Source organism: Providencia vermicola, from assembly GCF_010748935.1.
Taxonomy (GTDB): Bacteria; Pseudomonadota; Gammaproteobacteria; order Enterobacterales; family Enterobacteriaceae; genus Providencia; species Providencia zhejiangensis.
On sequence record NZ_CP048796.1, the window covers coordinates 3,517,084 to 3,536,387 of the forward strand.

The window sequence follows — 19,304 nt, forward strand, 5'->3', positions numbered from 1 at the left end:
TATAATAATATAAAATGATTATTGGTCTGTATTGGCAGACTCAACTTCAATTCGCTCAATATTGTGCAAGCCTCGTGGCAATGATGTTCCTTTGCGTCCACGCTCTGCGCGATATTTTTGTAACTCTTCCGCCTTAAGTCTCAATTTCCGTTTGCCAAAATAAAGCGTAATTGAAGCTTGAGCAGGCAAGATGAGTAGCCAAACAAGCAGATCTTCACCGCTTGCGGCTTGAGCGCCTGTAATGTTAATAATTTTATTCCCTTTCCCTTTTGATAATTGCGGTAAATCAGATACAGGGAACATTAACATGCGGCCAGCCTTAGTAATGGCGAGCAACATATCTTCCTGCTCATTATTCACCTCAATAGGGGAAAGAATTTTAGCATTATCGGGTAAATTGATTAGCGCTTTTCCAGTTTTATTTTTAGTGACCAGATCATTGAATGTGCAAATGAACCCGTAACCCGCATCCGATGCCATCAAGTATTTTTGCTCATCTTGAGCCATCAATACATGCTCAACTGTTGCCCCCGGTGGTAACGTCAAGCGTCCTGTGAGTGGCTCTCCCTGACTACGAGCAGAAGGTAACTCTAATGGATCAACGGAATAACTGCGCCCTGTCGTATCTAGGAAAACAACCGGCTGGTTACTTTTACCTCGTGCTGCACCTTTAAAACTATCACCGGCCTTATAATTGAGATTAGAAGGCTCGATATCATGCCCTTTGGCACTTCGTACCCATCCCATTTCAGATAACACAACGGTAATTGGCTCTGAAGGTAGAATTTCATGTTCACTCAGCGCTTTTGCTTCTTCGCGCTCCTGTAATGGAGAACGACGCTCATCACCATAAGTCTTAGCATCAGCCTGAATTTCTTTTTTAATGACGTTATTCAGTTTACGCTCAGACTCTAAGATCCCTTGTAACTCATCACGTTCTTTCGCTAATTCGTCTTGCTCACCGCGAATTTTCATCTCTTCGAGTTTTGCTAAGTGACGTAATTTTAACTCTAGGATGGCTTCAGCTTGTGTCTCAGTAATATTAAAGCGCGACATCAATACTGCTTTCGGCTCATCTTCGTTACGGATGATCTCAATCACTTCATCAATATTCAGATAAGCGATTAATAAGCCATCTAAAATATGCAATCGTTTCAGAACCTTATCTAAACGATGGTTAAGACGATTTCGTACTGTTTGACGGCGATAAACAATCCACTCATTGAGTATCTCAACGAGACCTTTGACTGCGGGACGATTATCAAGACCAATCATGTTGAGGTTAACGCGATAACTTTTTTCTAGATCTGTCGTCGCGAATAAGTGAGTCATCACTTGCTCAAGGTCAACACGATTACTTCGTGGCACAATAACCAAACGTGTTGGATTTTCGTGATCCGATTCATCACGCAAATCCTCAACCATTGGTAATTTTTTAGCGCGCATTTGGCTCGCTATCTGCTCAAGCACTTTAGCGCCAGAAACCTGATGAGGCAGCGCGGTAATAACAGCATTACCGTCTTCTTTTTCCCACACTGCACGCATACGAACTGAGCCGCGACCATTTTGATAGATCTTACGAATATCATCCTTAGATGAGATAATTTCCGCTTCAGTTGGGAAGTCAGGACCTGGCACATAAGTCATGATGTCATCAAGTGACAACGCGGATTTACTCTCCAGCAATGCCACCAGCGCTTGAGCCACCTCGCGCGCATTGTGAGGAGGGATATCCGTCGCCATCCCGACGGCAATACCCGTTGTACCGTTAAGTAAAATATTCGGTAAACGTGCCGGCAGCATTTTCGGTTCATTTAAGGTGCCATCAAAGTTCGGAACCCAATCCACCGTGCCATGAGCAAGCTCACTGAGTAGCACTTCTGCATATTTTGATAGGCGTGACTCGGTATAACGCATCGCGGCAAAGGATTTAGGATCATCGGGTGCCCCCCAGTTCCCTTGCCCGTCGACCAATGGATAACGATAAGAGAATGGCTGAGCCATTAATACCATCGCTTCATAACAGGCAATATCACCATGAGGGTGATATTTACCTAATACATCACCCACCGTCCTAGCCGACTTCTTATATTTAGCTGTATTGTTTAGCCCTAATTCGGACATGGCATAAACAATACGACGCTGAACAGGCTTTAGCCCATCCCCAATAAACGGTAACGCCCTATCCATGATGACGTACATCGAATAATTCAGATAGGCGTTCTCAGTAAACGCGTGGAGGGGTAAACGCTCTACGCCGTCATGAGTAATTTCACTCATTCGATACTTTCCTTACTCTTTTTGATAGCGTGATGAATGTTAAACTTCAATTTCAGCCATATCGCCTTTTTCTTGTAACCAATTACGGCGATCTTCTGAGCGTTTTTTCGCTAACAGCATATCCATAACGGCCAATGTTTCTTTGTAGTTTTCATCATCTATAGTCAACTGGACAAGACGTCGTGTATTCGGATCTAACGTCGTTTCACGCAATTGAATTGGGTTCATTTCCCCTAATCCTTTAAAGCGTTGGACATTCGGTTTGCCTCTTTTACGGCTAAGCCTATCAAGTACCGCATTTTTTTCGCTTTCATCTAATGCGTAAAAAGTCTCTTTGCCCAAATCGATCCGATACAATGGCGGCATAGCCATGTACACATGACCGGCTTTGACCAATGTCGGGAAATGGCGTACAAACAACGCACATAAAAGTGTCGCAATATGTAACCCATCGGAGTCAGCATCCGCCAAAATACAAATTTTTCCGTAACGCAATTGGCTTAAATCTTCACTATCAGGATCAATACCGATGGCGACAGAAATATCATGGACTTCCTGAGACGCCAGCACTTCGTCAGAGGAGACTTCCCATGTATTCAGGATTTTCCCTCGTAGCGGCATGATGGCTTGGTATTCACGGTCACGAGCTTGTTTTGCAGATCCGCCCGCAGAGTCCCCTTCGACCAAAAACAATTCTGTCATACTTAAATCTTGAGAACTACAATCAGCCAATTTCCCCGGTAGAGCAGGCCCACTGGTTAATTTTTTACGAACCACTTTCTTGGCGGCGCGCATACGGCGCTGAGCACTGGCAATTGCCATTTCCGCTAGCTGTTCCGCTACCTGAACGTTTTGGTTTAGCCACAAGCTAAAGGCATCTTTTACTACGCCTGAAACAAAAGCGGAACATTGGCGAGAAGACAGACGTTCTTTCGTTTGCCCTGCAAATTGTGGGTCTTGCATCTTAACAGAGAGCACATAAGCACAGCGTTCCCAAATATCATCAGCCGAAAGTTTTACACCACGCGGTAAAATATTACGGAATTCACAGAATTCACGCATGGCATCGAGCAAGCCTTGGCGCAAGCCATTGACATGGGTACCGCCCTGCGCAGTAGGTATAAGGTTAACATAGCTCTCGGTGAGTAATTCTCCCCCTTCAGGTAACCAAAGAAGAGCCCACTCAGCGGCCTCAGTTTCCCCAGAAAACTCCCCTGTAAACGGCTGAGGAGGTAACAGCTCTAAGCCGTTTACTGCCTCCATTAAGTAATCCGTTAACCCATCACTGTAGCACCAGCTTTGCTCCGTATTATTAAGCTGATCCTTAAACGTGATCTTCACGCCAGGACATAAAACGGCTTTTGCTTTTAAGTTATGAGCTAACCGAGAAACGGAGAAACGTGGATTATCGAAATAACTTTCATCAGGCCAAAAGTGTACGCTGGTTCCAGTGTTACGTTTGCCACACGTTCCAATGACCTGTAATTCTTCAACCTTTTCACCATTCTCAAAAGCTATTTGATAAATTTGACCATCACGGCGCACTGTCACTTCAATACGTTTAGACAAAGCATTAACAACGGAAATACCTACACCGTGCAAGCCACCTGAGAATTGATAGTTTTTATTGGAAAATTTACCACCAGCATGTAATTGTCCAAGAATAAGCTCAACAGCAGAGACATTCATCTCAGGATGAATATCAACGGGCATTCCTCGCCCATCATCAATCACTTCAAGTGACTGGTCAGGATATAGAATAACCTCAATATGTCCTGCATGCCCTGCCAGTGCTTCATCGACACTGTTATCAATTACTTCTTGTGCTAAATGGTTCGGTCGACTGGTGTCTGTATACATCCCAGGGCGACGACGAACAGGTTCCAAACCACTGAGGACTTCAATGGCCTCTGCGTTATAACTAGATTGAGTCATGTTGTCATTCTGCGGTAATAGGTGATTAATTGAACGATTCAAATCGCTCAATCAGTGATTTACTGTTGATAATAACAGTGTACATACGTTTTGGCATTATTTCTCTGCCAATCTCAGAAAACGAATGATCTGAGGAAAGTAAGTATCAAAGCCAACAAATGCATGATTGCCTTGTGGTTCAACAGTTTGTTTGCATTTTTCAAGATAGGAAACCGCTTGACGATAATCAAGCACTTCATCACCCATTTGTTGTAACAACCAAATTAAATCCGGTTTTTCGACCTGAGGCAGATGCAATGCTTTAAGCTCATGCATATGTTTAGGTTCAAGAAAATAACGCTCATGGGTATAAGGATTGATATTTTCACCAAGATAGTCTTGCAGTAAATCAAAAGGACGAACTGCTGGGTTGACCACAACAGCAGGCAAATTAAAACGTTGCGAAAACCAAATAGAAAAGTAGCCGCCCAATGAGGACCCCACTAGCCCCATTGGGTCATCTTTATGCTGTAATACAATCTCTTCTAACATCGACGCCGCTTGCTGCGGATAATTAGGCAACTGCGGCACAATCATCTTAATATGCGGATAGTGCTCATTAACCCACTGTTTTAGACCATTGGCTTTCACTGATTGAGGTGAGCTATTAAACCCGTGGATATAAAGAAGTGTCGACATTAGTAACCGTCCGAATCAAAATCAGGACTAAATTTTTGTGTATTTAGACGATGTACTTGAGTACTAATATGCCTATGACCTTTTTCATCAACCGTTAGTTCAAGATAACGCCATCCCGGAGCGACAGTATCTAAGGCAAAGTTTGTACAATGAGGCTTAAACTGTACGCAAGTTGAAGGGGTAGCAAGTAAACGAATACCATGCCAATTCTCATCCATTTCTTGATGAATATGACCGCAAAGCATCACTTTCACTTGTGGGTATCCTTTTAAATATTCAGCAAGAATATGCGAATTGCGTAGACTGTGTTGGTCCAACCAAGTACAGCCTGAAGGCAATGGATGGTGATGCAGCATGATAAGCGTGGTGCGCTGTGGCTGTTTATCCAAACACGCTTTCATCCAATCAAGTTGCTGTTCAGATAATTCACCGTGCGGGACATCTTGTAACTGGCTATCCAGCATCAAAATTTGCCAGTCATCGCCAATCAATATTTCTTTCGCGCTGGAAATACCGGCGAGCTTTAAAGAACGAACCATAGCCGGCTGATAGTCATGGTTACCTGGTAACCAAACACAAGGGGCGGGTATCAGCTCAATGCCATCTGCAAAGTGCTGATAGGCTTCCGGTGATTGGTCTTGAACCAAATCTCCCGTAGCCACAATCAGGTCGATAGGCTGATTTTGTTCTAAAATAGCATCAAGGACGGCATGATAGCTCTGGTGCGTGTTAATTCCCAATAAGGTATTCGCTGTATCAGCAAAGAGATGCGTATCAGTAACTTGTAAAATCCTGACTACCTTCGAATTACGAGCAGTCACTTCGAGCTGGCTGTCCAAAAGTTTTCCTTGTTCCCATAAAAAATGTCACTGTTGTTTTGCTATTCTAGCGTTAACGTAAGGTTAATATCTGCTAAATAGCACACATTTCATTAGATTAATGGTTATTTAAGACAGTTTCACCCACTTTTGTTGCAATTTTTCATAATTGAGCTGTAACCACTGAATGACAATAACCGTTGCCGCATTATCAATTACACCATCCTCAACCCACTGATAGGCTTGCTCACGGCTCACCACATGAACACGGATATCCTCATTTTCTGACTGTAAGCCATGAATTCCAGAGGCTTGAGAGCTATCAACCTCCCCCACATAAACATACATGCGTTCAGAAGTACCACCTGGGCTAGATAAATAACTTAACGCTTTTTCAGTACGACCGATGGCAAGCCCCGCTTCTTCATCTGCCTCTCTACGGATCACATTTTCAACGGTTTCATTGGGTTCGATCATGCCGGCAACGGCTTCGAGTAGCCAAGGTGTTTCACTGGTTTCAATTGCAGGTAAGCGAATTTGTTCAATGAGTACAACTTTATCTGCCTTTGGGTCGTAAGGGAGAATGACGCCAGCATGCCCTCTTTCAAAAACCTCACGGGTAATTTCTGGGCTCCATCCCCCCTCAAATAACCGATGACGAAAACGATATTCGACCATTTGAAAAAAACCATTAAATAATTTACGCTTAGATATAATTTCAACATCATTTTTATTGTATTTAATTGGCTGTTCTACACGATTTGTCATAACAATCTCCTAAGCTGCTCATTTCCATATTAAGGAAAAATGATGGAATAAAATAGTTTTTAGGGCTTTTTCTCCTTATTTGAGTTAATGTTTAAATAAATTGAGACAAAATGGCACAAAACGCTACCGTTAAGACAAGCGATACTCTGCTACAATAAGCACCATTATTTAAATTTATGGGCAACAACAGAGTCTGTTTTAATATTTTGTTTATAGTGCTGATGATTTAGTTTACGGTGATCGCCCTATTTATCCGTCTTAATCTCAGATGGGCTATGCTCTAAATCATTCAAGATGCTGCTAGGCGACAAGTCAGCGAGTCGCTAGAAGCATACTGAGGTATGTGACTCACGCAAGTGAGCGTCGCCAACAACGCGGCAACTTGAAGTATGGTGAGCATATAGGTAACAGACTCCACCTATTTGCTGTTTAATCAAGGAATCCAAATGAAGAAACTGCTTCCCCTTTTTATTGCATTGAGTTTTGTGGGTCTCAGTACGAATAGCTACGCAGAAGATCTACTTCAGGTTTACCAAAAATCGAAAGAAAGCAACCCTGATTTGAGAAAATCATTAGCAGAACGCAACCAAGCTTTCGAAAAGATTAATGAAGCTCGTAGCCCATTGTTACCACAATTAGGCTTAGGTGCTGGTATGACTTATGGAAGTGGTTATCGAGATGCGAGAGACACTGAAAGTAATGGTTTAAATGCCTCTTTAAAACTGACTCAAGTCGTCTTTGATATGTCAAAATGGCGCCAACTCAGTGTGCAAGAAAAAACGGCTGGTATCTCTGATGTGACGTATCAAACCAATCAACAACAGCTGATTTTGGATACTGCGACCGCTTATTTCAACGTATTAAAGGCGATTGATGCCTTATCCTATATTGAAGCAAATAAAGAAGCTGTTTACCGCCAATTAGACCAAACGACTCAACGTTTTAATGTTGGCTTAGTTGCTATCACTGACGTACAAAACGCCCGTGCTAACTATGACAGCGTATTAGCACAAGAAGTTGCTGGTCGTAATGACTTAGAAAATGCGGTTGAAAAACTTCGTCAAGTCAGCGGCGTCTATTATAACCAGCTAGCATCACTGAATATCGACCGCTTCAAAACGGTAAACCCAGATCAAGTTGAAGCGATCCTAAAAGAAGCGGAAGAGCGTAACCTCAGCCTTCTAAGTGCTCGCTTAGCGCAAGACGTTTCGCGTGAGAACATTCGTTTAGCGGAAACTGGCCATATGCCAACCGTTAATCTTGATGCGGCGACCAGTGTGGCAAATACCCATAACCATGGTAGTAATTACACAGGTCTTGACCGTAATAGCTACACAGGACAAAACTCGATCGGCCTGACATTAAGCCTACCATTATATAGTGGGGGTGCGGTAAGTTCACAAGTAGAACAAGCACAATATGGTTTCCAAGGTGCGAGTGAACAACTTGAAAGTGTGTATCGTAACGTGATTCAGTTAGTCCGTTCTTCTTACAATAACGTGTCATCTTCTATTAGTAGTATCAATGCATATAAACAAGTCGTCGTTTCGGCGCAAAGTTCATTAGATGCGATGGAAGCTGGCTACCAAGTGGGAACTCGTACTATCGTTGACGTGTTAACCGCGACGACTGCCCTCTATCAGGCTAAACAAAACCTGTCTAATGCACGTTATGATTATATGATTAATCAATTAAACATTGAGTTTGCACGTGGCACACTGAATGAAGAAGATATTGCTCGCTTGAATGCAAGCCTAGGAAAAGAGGTTTCAACCTCATCCAGCAGCATCATTCGTAATATCGAAGCACCACAAATTAAGTAATGTGTTGCAAAGGGGGTCAATCAACTGACCCCCTCAGATTTATTATTTCTCGCCTAACTTCCTTTCTCATTTTTACCTCTAACAACGCTATTAATTTATTTTTTATTATTTAATACCTCATAATAATAAGGTTATTCATAAATCTTATGCGAATAGTTTTATAAATAAAATCAATATATTAAACAAGAAATAAGTATAAATTATGGAGTTTATGTCAGTGAGTGCAAAGCCATTTTTATCAAAAATAAGAGAGTGATATAACGCTGGCTTCTGAATAAAGAGATAACAGATGGAAATATTATGAAGAGAGTTATTCTTCTTACTTTATGCACAACACTTATATTACCAACAGTGAATGTACAAGCAGCACCACAGCCTCACCATCCTGAGGTAAAAGCGGCTGCATCACCAATGAAAATACATAAAAACAAAAAACCAATACCGCCACCGAAAAAGAAAAAAGCACCGAAAAAAATTAAAGCGAAAACACCTCCAAGACCATAGTCCGTTTTCACATGAATGGGTGCACTTATGTATGTAAGTCACCCATTATGTCGCAAGCTAGCCATCTTTCCCCCATAAAGCCCCTTCGATTTTGTGGTAACAATCACTTAAACCTACACTTTCAAGGCTCAAAAAAACCTACAACAGCATATCGTCACCATAGAAACTAATATAAATATTCTCTTTATCCTATAAATGTATCTAACATCGCCTTATTATACCTTTCTTAGCCAGAAATCATGAATATCGATAATAAATATTAGGTGATACATCAACAAATAAATAAAATACAATTTATTGAAATTCAACAAAAATAACGCTGTTTTTTCAGAAAATTCTCGTGTTACGTATTACTTGTCCCCATGAATTTGCAAAATTTATTATTAAATCTCATTTCATTGGTATTTCTGCTTTAATTTTCAGCGTATTTCCCCTATCCTAGTGTTAACAAAACTCACATCTTACTCACTCTTAATTCAGGGTAATTACCATGACCATGAAGCGTACCAAGAATATCAATCAAGACGCATTTCGTAAGTCTTGGCGTTCATATCGTTTAGCACCTGTTGCTATCGCTGTCAGTGCTGTATTTATGCTTTCTGCTTGTGAAGAAAGTGATGAAACTGTTTCTTTGTATACTAACGCACAAGATTGTAGCCAAGCTAACCCTTCTCAGGCGGAGCAATGCACACTAGCCTATAACAATGCATTACAAGAAGCAGCGAAGACCGCCCCTAAGTATGCGACTCAAGAAGATTGTATTGCTGAATTTGGTGAAGCTATGTGTACCCAAGCACCAGCACAAGCAAGTTTTTCATCCACGAACACAGGGAATGGGGAACAAACCGCTCAAGCACAAAGCAGCTCAGGTAGCATGTGGATGCCTCTTATGATGGGTTATATGATGGGCCGTATGATGGGCGGAGGTGCACCTTCTCAACCATTATTCAGTTCTAAAAACCCAGCTAGCCCAGCAAACGGAAAATTTGTTGACGCGACAGGTAAAAGCTATGGCCCAGCGGTTGCCGGTGGCCGTTCGATCAGCGTACCAAAAACCGCAATGGCACCTAAGCCACCAACCACATCAACTATCACGCGTGGTGGATTTGGCGATACAGTAAATAAACAAGCAATGGCTCAGAAGTCGTCGTCTTCTAAATCTTCTTCATCTTCCCGTTCAATGGGTGGTTGATAAGTAATGAAACGAGTTCCAATTATTGAGCGCCCTGATTGGCGCGAAAAAGCAGCTGAATTTGGTTTTGGTTTTCACACTATGTATGGCGAACCATACTGGTCTGAAGATGCTTATTACCAATTTTCAATGGCGCAGATTGACGAAATTGAAGAAGCGACGGCTGAACTACACCAAATGTGTTTGAAGGTGGTTGAGCGTGTTATTGAAAGCGACGAGTTACTCACCCGTTTTCAAATTCCAAAACATTGCTGGGGCTTCGTACGCCATTCATGGAAAACGAGCCAACCCTCTCTCTATTCGCGTCTTGACCTAGCTTACGATGGTGTTAACCCACCTAAACTGCTGGAAAATAATGCTGATACTCCAACTTCATTATACGAGTCGGCATTTTTCCAATGGATTTGGCTAGAAGATCAATTAGAGGCAGGTAACTTACCTGAAGGTGCTGATCAGTTTAATAGCATTCAAGAACAATTGATCGAACGCTTCACCCAGCTTAAAGATCAACATGGTTTCCGCCTGTTACATATGGCGTGCTGCCGTGATACCGAAGAAGATCGCGGTACCGTGCAGTACCTACAAGACTGTGCTCATGAAGCTGGTGTGGCAACTGAATTTCTCTATATGGATGAAATCGGTTTAGGTGAACGCGGTGAATTTACGGATACACAAGATCAGATCATTAGTAATCTGTTCAAACTGTATCCATGGGAATTTATGCTTAGAGAGATGTTCTCAACCAAATTGGAAGATGCTGGTGTACGTTGGTTAGAACCTGCATGGAAAAGCATTATTTCCAATAAAGCATTATTGCCTATGTTATGGGAGATGTTCCCTGATCATCCTAATTTACTACCTGCCTACTTTGCCGATGGTAATCAGCCAGCATTAGAAAGCTATGTGGTAAAACCATTATTCTCTCGCGAAGGTGCGAATATCCGTGTTATTGAAAACGGTAAAGAAATCGCATCAGCGGATGGCCCCTATGGCGAGGAAGGAATGATCATCCAACAATTCCATCCATTACCACAATTTGAAGGTAACTATACCTTAGTGGGGAGTTGGCTGGTTAATGATCAACCTGCTGGGATTTGTATTCGTGAAGATAAAGAGCTAATCACTCAAGATCTTTCTCGTTTCTATCCTCACGTTATCATTGATTGATTCATCAACGGCATGTGAATGCATGCCGTTGACTTTCATGGCCACGATAAAACACGCAATAATTATTTATCTCGCAACCAGAATAAAATAACGATTATCCATTTTATTCGCCTATCTGCACCGATAGCATACTCAATGAACCAGATACAATGCCTTCTGTCGGTGTTGATATCGGTTCTTTACCATCCCAGCAACCAATAACATACAGCAAAGGTAAAAAATGTTCAGGTGATGGATTTGAACGCTGACCATCTTCTCTTTCAAGAGCCTGTGTTAAAGGATGAGGTGACTGCTTGCTTCCTAAGTGCTCAATCACAAATTGTTCAAATGTACGCGCCCAAGGATAAGGCTTAGCCGCTGCATTTTGCCAATCCATTTCACGTAGATTATGTACCACATTTCCGCTGCCCATAATCATCACGCCCTGCTCCCTTAATAAAGCCAATTTACGCCCTATTTCTAAGTGCCAAGTGGCAGGTTTTGTGCCATCTATACTGAGTTGTACAACAGGGATATCTGCCTGAGGATACATACGAACAAGGATCTCCCATGTACCATGGTCTAACCCCCATTCATGGTTATCTAAATAAACGGGTAATGGGGCTAATAAATTTGCAATTTGTTGTGCGAGTTCAGGGGAGCCGGAGGCAGAGTATTGCACTTGGTATAACGCCTCAGGAAAACCGCCAAAATCATGTATTGTTTTTGGTTGAGCCATCGCAGTGACAGCAGTTCCGCGAGTATACCAGTGCGCCGATACCATCAATATCGCTTTAGGTTTAGGTAAAGAGCGACCGAGAGCTTCCCATGCCTGAGTATAAGGATTATCTGACACGGCATTCATTGGGCTGCCATGACCAATGAAAAGAGCTGGCATTCTGTTCGTTGACATGATATTTCATGCTCCATCTTACGAATTCTATTGCCAGAATACTCAGTTTTAGGGTGAATGACAGTAAGGTAGGCTTGACTATCTTCATCAAATAAATTGAAAAAGCCACAAAGGTGTGCAACTTTGTGGCTTTCATCTTATAGGCTAAACGTTTCTGTATGTTATCTGATTTAGCTTGCTTTCTTTTCGGCTTGTAAGCGATATGCAACTAAATCTTCAATGGTCAATACCGTCAGGTTGTGCTCTCTTGCGAAAGCGACAACTTCTGGAGCGCGCGCCATCGTGCCATCATCATTCGTCAATTCACACAATACGCCCGCAGGTTTAAAGCCGGCTAATGTTGCAAGGTCGATACTTGCTTCGGTATGACCACGACGTACGAGAACACCGCCATCACGACCACGTAATGGAAATACGTGACCTGGGTGGTGAAGATCCGCAGGCACTGCATTGTCAGCGATAGCGGCACGAATAGTGGTAATACGATCGGCGGCTGAAACCCCTGTCGTGACTCCTTTTGCGGCTTCAATCGTAACCGTAAAAGCGGTGTTATTTTGGCTCGTATTATTTTGAACCATCATTGGTAATTCAAGCTGCTTACGACGTTCTTCAGTAATGCATAGACAAACAATGCCGCTGCTATAACGGATTGTCATTGCCATTTGTTCTGGTGTCATCGTCTCAGCAGCAAAAACAAGGTCACCTTCGTTTTCACGATCTTCATCGTCAAGTACGAGTACGCCTTGACCTTGGCGCAATGCTTCAATAGCACGTTCAACACGTTCGATTGGATTACCGAATTCGGAAAGTAGCGTCTGATTCATGGTAAAAACCTCTTAAGTGATAATTTATTAGTTACCAGAATCAGGGCAGTCTTAGGAGTACGAGAACTGAATAAACACAATAGCCGTAAACGTGCTTTCTGCATATTCAGATATGAAAAGCAATACAGTGCCTAACAGCACAATGATGCTAATACCGTTATTCTCTCCCATCCGGACTATAACCGTCGGCTCCAGATTCACACTGGATCTGCTGACCTTTACCCTCATCGATGATAAAGCGCTCGCGGGCTTCATGCATAAGCATGTTACCGCCGGTGGGGACTTCCACCCCGCCCTGAGATAAGCGTCCCCAATATAGCGCCAATAATTATAACGTGCAACGGGCAAGCCTAAATTTGGCATTCAACTCACATTTTAAGTCAAAAAAATCAATAAAAAATAAGGCGCTAACAAGATAGCTCAATGCTTAATAACAAATTGGGCATGAACTTGTTAAAATGAGTGAATACAGAAACGAAAAGGTATCAAGGGTTAGCTTAACTTGCGATATCGTTAGCCTAACTTCATGTTCGGTAGGTATATGGGCTTTATTACAAAGCATTCTAGTATTACACTATCGGCAAATTGATCTTTTAAAACTTAAGGACCCGCGAATGCTCGATCCGAAAAAAATTGAACAAGTAGCCCGTCAAATTCAAGGCGCTTTACCAAAAGGTGTCCGTGATCTGGGTGAAGACTTTGATAAGAAACTACGCTCACTGCTGCAATCACAGCTTGGCAAACTTGATCTGGTTAGCCGTGAAGAGTTTGATATTCAAACTCAAGTGTTGCTGCGTACTCGCGAAAAATTAGCGCAAATGGAACAGCGTGTAAAAGCGTTAGAAGAACGTTTTAACGATACAAAAGCGCTTGAAGAGAAACCGTCAGAACATTAATCATTTTCTGTAAGACCTGTGAATTTTCCTATCACAGGCCTTATCTCATGGATATTTAAGGGGTCTTAGCTACTTTTCATTATATTTTTAATGATATTAGTGGTCGAAATACCATCTTCAAAATTCAGGACTTTAACTTCACCACCCGCAGCCCAAACTTCTTCACTCCCTGCAATCTCTTCTGGACGATAATCGCCACCTTTAACCAGTACATCAGGAAGAACTTCACTGATTAAGCGTTGTGGTGTGTCCTCTTCAAAAGGAACCACCCAATCAACCGACTCTAGCGCGCCGAGCACGATCATACGTTGTTCCAATGGATTAACCGGACGAGTTTCCCCTTTTAAACGACGTGTCGATGCATCACTGTTAACGGCCACTATAAGCCTATCGCCAAGCTTACGCGCATTTGCGAGATAAGATACGTGCCCTGCATGCAAAATATCAAAGCAGCCATTGGTCATCACAACACGTTCGCCACGCTGCCTCGCATTTGCTACGGCCTGTTTTAATTGGTTTTCATCCATAACGCCAAAACCATTATCAGCACGTCCGCGGATTGCATTTTCAAGTTCGATTGGCGAGACAGTCGAAGTTCCCAATTTGCCGACCACCACGCCAGCAGCGGCATTCGCTAATGCACAAGCTTCATGTAATGGACGACCTGACGCGATAGATGCGGCTAATACACCAATAACAGTATCCCCAGCTCCTGTCACATCGTAAACTTCTTGCGCCTCGGTCGGTAAATGTAATGGGGGTTCATTACGGCGGATCAGACTCATGCCTTGCTCAGAGCGCGTGATCAATAATGCAGTTAAATCAAGAGATTGCAAAAGATGCATTCCCTTCTCTTCAACATCTTGATTATCACGACAGCGACCGACGATCGCTTCAAATTCAGACATATTTGGTGTCAACAGCGTTGCACCACGATAGCGTTCAAAATCGTTTCCTTTCGGGTCGATCAGCACAGGAACACCCGCATTATTTGCCAACGCGATCATTTTCTGTACTTGAGAGAGCGCTCCTTTCGCATAATCAGAGAGCACTAACGCTCCGATATTAGGTAAGGCTTGCTCAATGCGTTCCAGCATTGGTTGTACATCAACATTTTCAAAGCCTTCCTCAAAATCAAGGCGTAGCAATTGTTGATTACGTGATAAAACGCGTAATTTTGTGATCGTGGGATGTGTTGGGATAGGCACAAAGTCACAACGTACTTTAACGGCATGCAAGCTGTCAGTTAGGGCTTTAGCCGCATCATCGACACCCGTTAAGCCGACAAGATAAGATTGCGCCCCTAATGAAGCAATATTCATTGCAACGTTTGCAGCACCACCAGGACGCTCTTCAACCATGTTGACTTTAACCACCGGAACCGGTGCTTCTGGTGAAATACGACTTGCTGGACCATGCCAATAACGATCTAGCATGACATCACCAACAACAAGTACGCCTGCTTGTTTATAATCAGGGAGTATCACTTTCATCCCAAAACTCCAGTTTTCAAAAGGAAGCTATCATTAATTAATGCGATATTATCACAAAGCAATAGTTCGCGTTAATCACGCTGTTCACCTACCCCCAACCATTTTGCCCAACTTGCTAGCACCTGTTCCCGTTCAGCAACAAACCGGCTGATATCAACACGGCTAGGCAACGACTGTAAAGCAAGATGATGCAGTTCATCACGCATGGTGACATAGGCTTGAGTGAGGGCATTCGCTTCATCCGCGGCCATTAAATGATTTTGTACCATCAACTCAAAAATACGGACATTATCCGACCAACGCGTTAATGTGGGATTCTCAGATGCATAGCGTAAAACGAGATATTGTGCGATAAATTCAATATCGGTAATTCCACCGGGATCGGCTTTTAAATCAAACTGATCCTGTTGATGACTCCCTAAATGCTGATGCATTTTTAGCCGCATATCACGTACTTGTTGACGCAACGTTTCTGCCTCTTGTGGCATACATAAGGTTTCATGACGAATTCGATGAAATTCTTGTTGCAGTTTGGCATCACCAAAAACCATTCGAGCACGAATTAAAGCTTGATGCTCCCATGTCCAAGCTTCATTTTTTTGATAATCATCAAAAGCTTCAATAGTGCTGACTAACATGCCTGACTCACCTGATGGCCTTAAACGTGCATCCACTTCATACAGCACTCCTGAGGCAGTACGAGTGCTAAACAAATGGATAATGCGTTGGGCGACACGCAAATAAAATTGTCTGGCATCGATAGAACGGTCGCCGTTCGTCACAACGCCCATAGGACAATCAAATAAAAACACTAAATCTAAATCAGAACTGTAACCAAGCTCCCATCCCCCCAATTTTCCATAACCTAATACTGCGAAACCATATTGCTTATTTTCTTCTTGGACTAGGTGCGCAGGCTCGCCATAGCGTTTGACCATTTTTTGCCAAGCTTGGCGGACAACAGCATCAATAATCGCCTCAGCCAAATACGTTAAGTGATCACTCACTTTCATAACAGGCAAAACACCCGTAATGTCTTCCGCTGCGATACGCAATAATTGCGCTTGCTTAAATTGCCTTAAAGCCTCTAGTTGTTGCTCTTCATCATCTTCAGGCACGCGCATTAAATATTGACGCAATTCATCACGATATGAGGTTAAAGGTAATGGTTGGTAAAGGGATTTAGGATCAAGTAATTCATCGAGCAATAAAGGGTGGCGAGCAAGTTGCTCTGCTATCATCGGAGATGCCGCACATAAACGAATAACATGCGTAAGCACTTCATCAAATTCAAGTATCAACTCTAAGTAAGTTGTTCGACTAACAATACTCAATAGCAAGGGTGTTAAGCGCTCAATGACTTGCCCCGCATCTGCCCTTTCCCCAACTTTTGCCAACAATTTTGGCATTAACTCATCAAGGACGTCTCGCCCTCGAGGGCCTATAGTGCGTTTATTGAGATCATGGCGGAACATCAAAATGCCATGGATGATTTTCTGTGCTATCTCTTCATCTTGAGAAGGCAAATAAGGCGCGAGTTCGTCTTTAGACAACTCGCCTTGCCACAGTGTGATATAAATTTCATCGAACGTATCTTGATTATCGTCTTCGTCATCCTGACCAATTTGCTCAGTAAAAACATGATGAACCATCGCCATTCTTTGCATTAGCGCTTGATAGAAATCATTCCAGCACTCAAACCCCATTCCCCACGCCAAACGCGTTTGATTAAGCGCATCATCAGGAAGCGTTTGGGTCTGTTGGTCATCAATACTTTGTAATAAGTTTTCAACGCGCCGCAAAAATAAATAGCTATCCTCTAGTTGCTCCACTTGCTCATCAGGAAGCAACCCAAGCTCACGGATGCCTTTCATCGCTAATAATAATGATTGAGACTGCAATGCGGGTTCACGCCCACCACGAATTAATTGGAACACTTGGGTAATAAATTCAATTTCTCGAATACCGCCTGCGCCAAGTTTAATGTTATCAACCAAGCCACGGCGTCTGACTTCTCGCTCAATCATATTTTTCATATTACGTAGCGATTGAATCACACTAAAATCAATATAGCGACGATAAACAAAAGGCCGCAGTAGCCGACGCAAAGTATCTGTATAATGTAGGCTATCTGGCCCCATAATACGGGCTTTGACCATGGCGTAACGTTCCCAATCACGCCCCTGTTCTTGATAGTAATCTTCTAAAGCGGAGAAACTGAAAACCAAAGGCCCACTATCGCCGAATGGACGTAAACGCATATCAACACGATAAACAAAACCATCAACAGTGACTTGGTCGAGTACGCGGATCAATTTTTGTCCTAAACGGGTAAAAAATTGCGCATTATCGAGTTCTTTGCGTCCCCCACGGGTCACGCCATTTTCGGGATAAGCAAAAATCAAATCGATATCAGAAGAAAAATTAAGCTCCCCACCCCCCAGTTTTCCCATGCCTAAAACTAATAATGGCTGTGGATTTCCTTCGCTATCGCTAGGCGTGCCCCATGATTGACAATATTGCTGATATAGCCAATCCCTTGCTGCAACGATCAACGTTTCGGCTAGCTGGCTCAATTGTTGTAATGTTTCATTCTCAGTGCTGACATTTAATGTCTGCATCCAAGCAGCCCTGACTAACATTTGATGACGAAATATTCGTAACACCCGCATCAAATGCTCTTCATCGACAACCGATGCAAGATCCTCGGCCAACCACGATGTGTAATGTTGCCATTCATCAGGCTTTGGCTCGGATTGACGGATATTTTGCAAAAAGCGAGAGTGGGATAACACCTGCTTTAACACAAAATCACTGAAGCTTAAGACCGTCATTTCTTCATCGTTCAATGGCAACAATTCACTTTGCTGATCCGCTAAACGTGCGAGAACGTGTTGACGTTGGCGATGTAATAATTCAGGGAAAGGATGCATATCAACACCTTAATGAATATCAGTATACTTCAAAGCAATTAGCCATTGCGTAAAGGCTAGCTTACATTTTAACCAACGACTGCTGTAGCAAAAGGCTTCCGCACTTAAGCTTTCATCTGCGAGGTCGGCTCTAAGCTGGTCTAATGGGATATCTTGGATAAACTGTGGTGCAGAATTGCGATAGTGGACTAAGAATGCTTGGACAAAACGCAAAAATACATCAAACCCTTCACGAGCTGCGGTTTCATCTGCCAGCCAATAAGCCTCATGCTGTTGGCATAACTGCTGTATATGCAACAACGCTTGCTCTATTGGCAGCTGTTCATAATCGAATATCGTTTCAGGCTGTTGCAGTGGAGCCTCTTCGGTTTGCATCAAAGAGTATCCTCTAGCCGCTTTCGAGGCGGAAGACAGGCGTAGGCCGTCAATATCTGCTAACTTTTTTGCTAAATTCAGTACGTCAGCAACAAAACCTTGTTTGAGTTCCAACTCAAATTCTTGAATAGGCAGTTCACGGGCTCCAGCGGAGATCTCTCCTTGGTCAAAAACAATTTCAATTTCACTGTCTTCAAATGTTACCAACCACTTTTCACGCATAAAATGCGTACTAAACAGAATGTGTAATTGAGATTGTAACTGTTGCGTATCCGTTCCTTCCGGCCAAATTTCGGTAGGAAAAGCAGCTAAATTCAATTCTGGTACATCAATGTCCACATTATATTCAGGACGTTGATGTAATCCGCCGATAACTTGACCCGCGGTTTTTATCGTCATTTCATAATGCCCATCACAACCACGAATACGTAAGCCCATATCCCATTGACGGAGCAAGCGATCTTCGCTATCGAAATAAATGTTAGTCAGTTTCTTAGGCTCAATATGTTGGTGGGCAAGCGTCGATAAAAATTGGCGTACTGGCTCTATTGCGGCAGTTTGAGCAGCCAATTTAAGTTCAACTTCGATGTGGCTCATACATTTCCTTAATTGATAATATCTCTGACATCATATTACCCCAATCAGCGTAGAGTGAGAAAATAAAGCGCACTGAAACCAAAAATTCTATCGTCTCTATTTATTCCAGATATTTGTGTCAAGAAATGC

15 protein-coding genes and 1 riboswitch are annotated in these 19,304 nt (G+C 42.7%); of the genes, 5 read left to right on the forward strand and 10 right to left on the reverse strand.

Annotated elements, in window-relative coordinates:
• Positions 1-18: 18 nt before the first annotated feature.
• From parC to nudF, 5 genes are all read right to left on the reverse strand, one after another.
• Positions 19-2,280, reverse strand: coding sequence for a DNA topoisomerase IV subunit A (gene parC / locus G3341_RS15875; RefSeq protein ID WP_163862878.1), 2,262 nt, complete (start codon positions 2,278-2,280; stop codon positions 19-21).
• A 39-nt stretch (positions 2,281-2,319) separates the two neighbouring features.
• Entirely contained in the window at positions 2,320-4,215 is a 1,896-nt protein-coding gene (parE, locus tag G3341_RS15880; RefSeq protein WP_154623789.1) for a DNA topoisomerase IV subunit B, read from the reverse strand.
• Between the two features lie 96 nt (positions 4,216-4,311).
• Positions 4,312-4,893, reverse strand: coding sequence for an esterase YqiA (gene yqiA, locus G3341_RS15885; RefSeq protein WP_163862880.1), 582 nt, complete (start codon positions 4,891-4,893; stop codon positions 4,312-4,314).
• On the reverse strand, positions 4,893-5,732 hold the full coding sequence (gene cpdA / locus G3341_RS15890) for a 3',5'-cyclic-AMP phosphodiesterase (RefSeq protein WP_154623791.1): 840 nt from the start codon (positions 5,730-5,732) through the stop codon (positions 4,893-4,895). Before cpdA ends, yqiA begins: the two co-directional genes overlap by 1 nt.
• A gap of 108 nt (positions 5,733-5,840) precedes the next feature.
• Positions 5,841-6,479: an ADP-ribose diphosphatase gene (gene nudF, locus G3341_RS15895; RefSeq protein WP_154623792.1), complete on the reverse strand. Its 639-nt coding sequence runs from the start codon at positions 6,477-6,479 to the stop codon at positions 5,841-5,843.
• A 446-nt stretch (positions 6,480-6,925) separates the two neighbouring features.
• Here nudF and tolC point away from each other — a divergent pair, with 446 nt between their 5' ends.
• The 4 genes from tolC to G3341_RS15915 all read left to right on the forward strand — a co-directional run bounded on the left by tolC (position 6,926) and on the right by G3341_RS15915 (position 11,165).
• The gene (gene tolC, locus G3341_RS15900) at positions 6,926-8,302 is read left to right on the forward strand and encodes an outer membrane channel protein TolC (RefSeq protein WP_154623793.1); all 1,377 of its coding nucleotides are present in this window, start codon (positions 6,926-6,928) and stop codon (positions 8,300-8,302) included.
• Positions 8,303-8,602: 300 nt separating this feature from the next.
• Positions 8,603-8,806, forward strand: a complete 204-nt coding sequence (locus tag G3341_RS15905; protein ID WP_163862882.1) for a hypothetical protein — start codon at positions 8,603-8,605, stop codon at positions 8,804-8,806.
• A gap of 490 nt (positions 8,807-9,296) precedes the next feature.
• Entirely contained in the window at positions 9,297-9,998 is a 702-nt protein-coding gene (locus G3341_RS15910) for a DUF1190 family protein (RefSeq protein ID WP_163862884.1), read from the forward strand.
• Between the two features lie 6 nt (positions 9,999-10,004).
• Positions 10,005-11,165, forward strand: a complete 1,161-nt coding sequence (locus G3341_RS15915) for a glutathionylspermidine synthase family protein (RefSeq protein WP_163862886.1) — start codon at positions 10,005-10,007, stop codon at positions 11,163-11,165.
• Between the two features lie 103 nt (positions 11,166-11,268).
• Here the strand turns inward: G3341_RS15915 and ygiD are convergent, their stop codons facing one another.
• Complete coding sequence (gene ygiD, locus G3341_RS15920; RefSeq protein ID WP_154624208.1) at positions 11,269-12,057, reverse strand: 4,5-DOPA dioxygenase extradiol; 789 nt, start codon at positions 12,055-12,057, stop codon at positions 11,269-11,271.
• A gap of 170 nt (positions 12,058-12,227) precedes the next feature.
• A complete protein-coding gene (ribB, locus tag G3341_RS15925) occupies positions 12,228-12,881 on the reverse strand; it encodes a 3,4-dihydroxy-2-butanone-4-phosphate synthase (protein ID WP_154624207.1) in 654 nt (217 codons plus the stop codon).
• A gap of 155 nt (positions 12,882-13,036) precedes the next feature.
• Positions 13,037-13,187: riboswitch (FMN riboswitch) on the reverse strand.
• A 308-nt stretch (positions 13,188-13,495) separates the two neighbouring features.
• Here ribB and ubiK point away from each other — a divergent pair.
• Positions 13,496-13,777, forward strand: coding sequence for a ubiquinone biosynthesis accessory factor UbiK (ubiK, locus tag G3341_RS15930; protein WP_154624206.1), 282 nt, complete (start codon positions 13,496-13,498; stop codon positions 13,775-13,777).
• Positions 13,778-13,842: 65 nt separating this feature from the next.
• On the opposite strand, the gene hldE is transcribed toward ubiK, so the two are convergent.
• The 3 genes from hldE to G3341_RS15945 all read right to left on the reverse strand — a co-directional run bounded on the left by hldE (position 13,843) and on the right by G3341_RS15945 (position 19,175).
• Positions 13,843-15,270, reverse strand: coding sequence for a bifunctional D-glycero-beta-D-manno-heptose-7-phosphate kinase/D-glycero-beta-D-manno-heptose 1-phosphate adenylyltransferase HldE (gene hldE / locus G3341_RS15935; protein WP_154624205.1), 1,428 nt, complete (start codon positions 15,268-15,270; stop codon positions 13,843-13,845).
• A gap of 71 nt (positions 15,271-15,341) precedes the next feature.
• A complete protein-coding gene (gene glnE, locus G3341_RS15940; RefSeq protein WP_154624204.1) occupies positions 15,342-18,203 on the reverse strand; it encodes a bifunctional [glutamate--ammonia ligase]-adenylyl-L-tyrosine phosphorylase/[glutamate--ammonia-ligase] adenylyltransferase in 2,862 nt (953 codons plus the stop codon).
• 9 nt (positions 18,204-18,212) lie between these two features.
• The gene (locus G3341_RS15945) at positions 18,213-19,175 is read right to left on the reverse strand and encodes an inorganic triphosphatase (RefSeq protein WP_154624203.1); all 963 of its coding nucleotides are present in this window, start codon (positions 19,173-19,175) and stop codon (positions 18,213-18,215) included.
• Between the last annotated feature and the right edge of the window lie 129 nt (positions 19,176-19,304).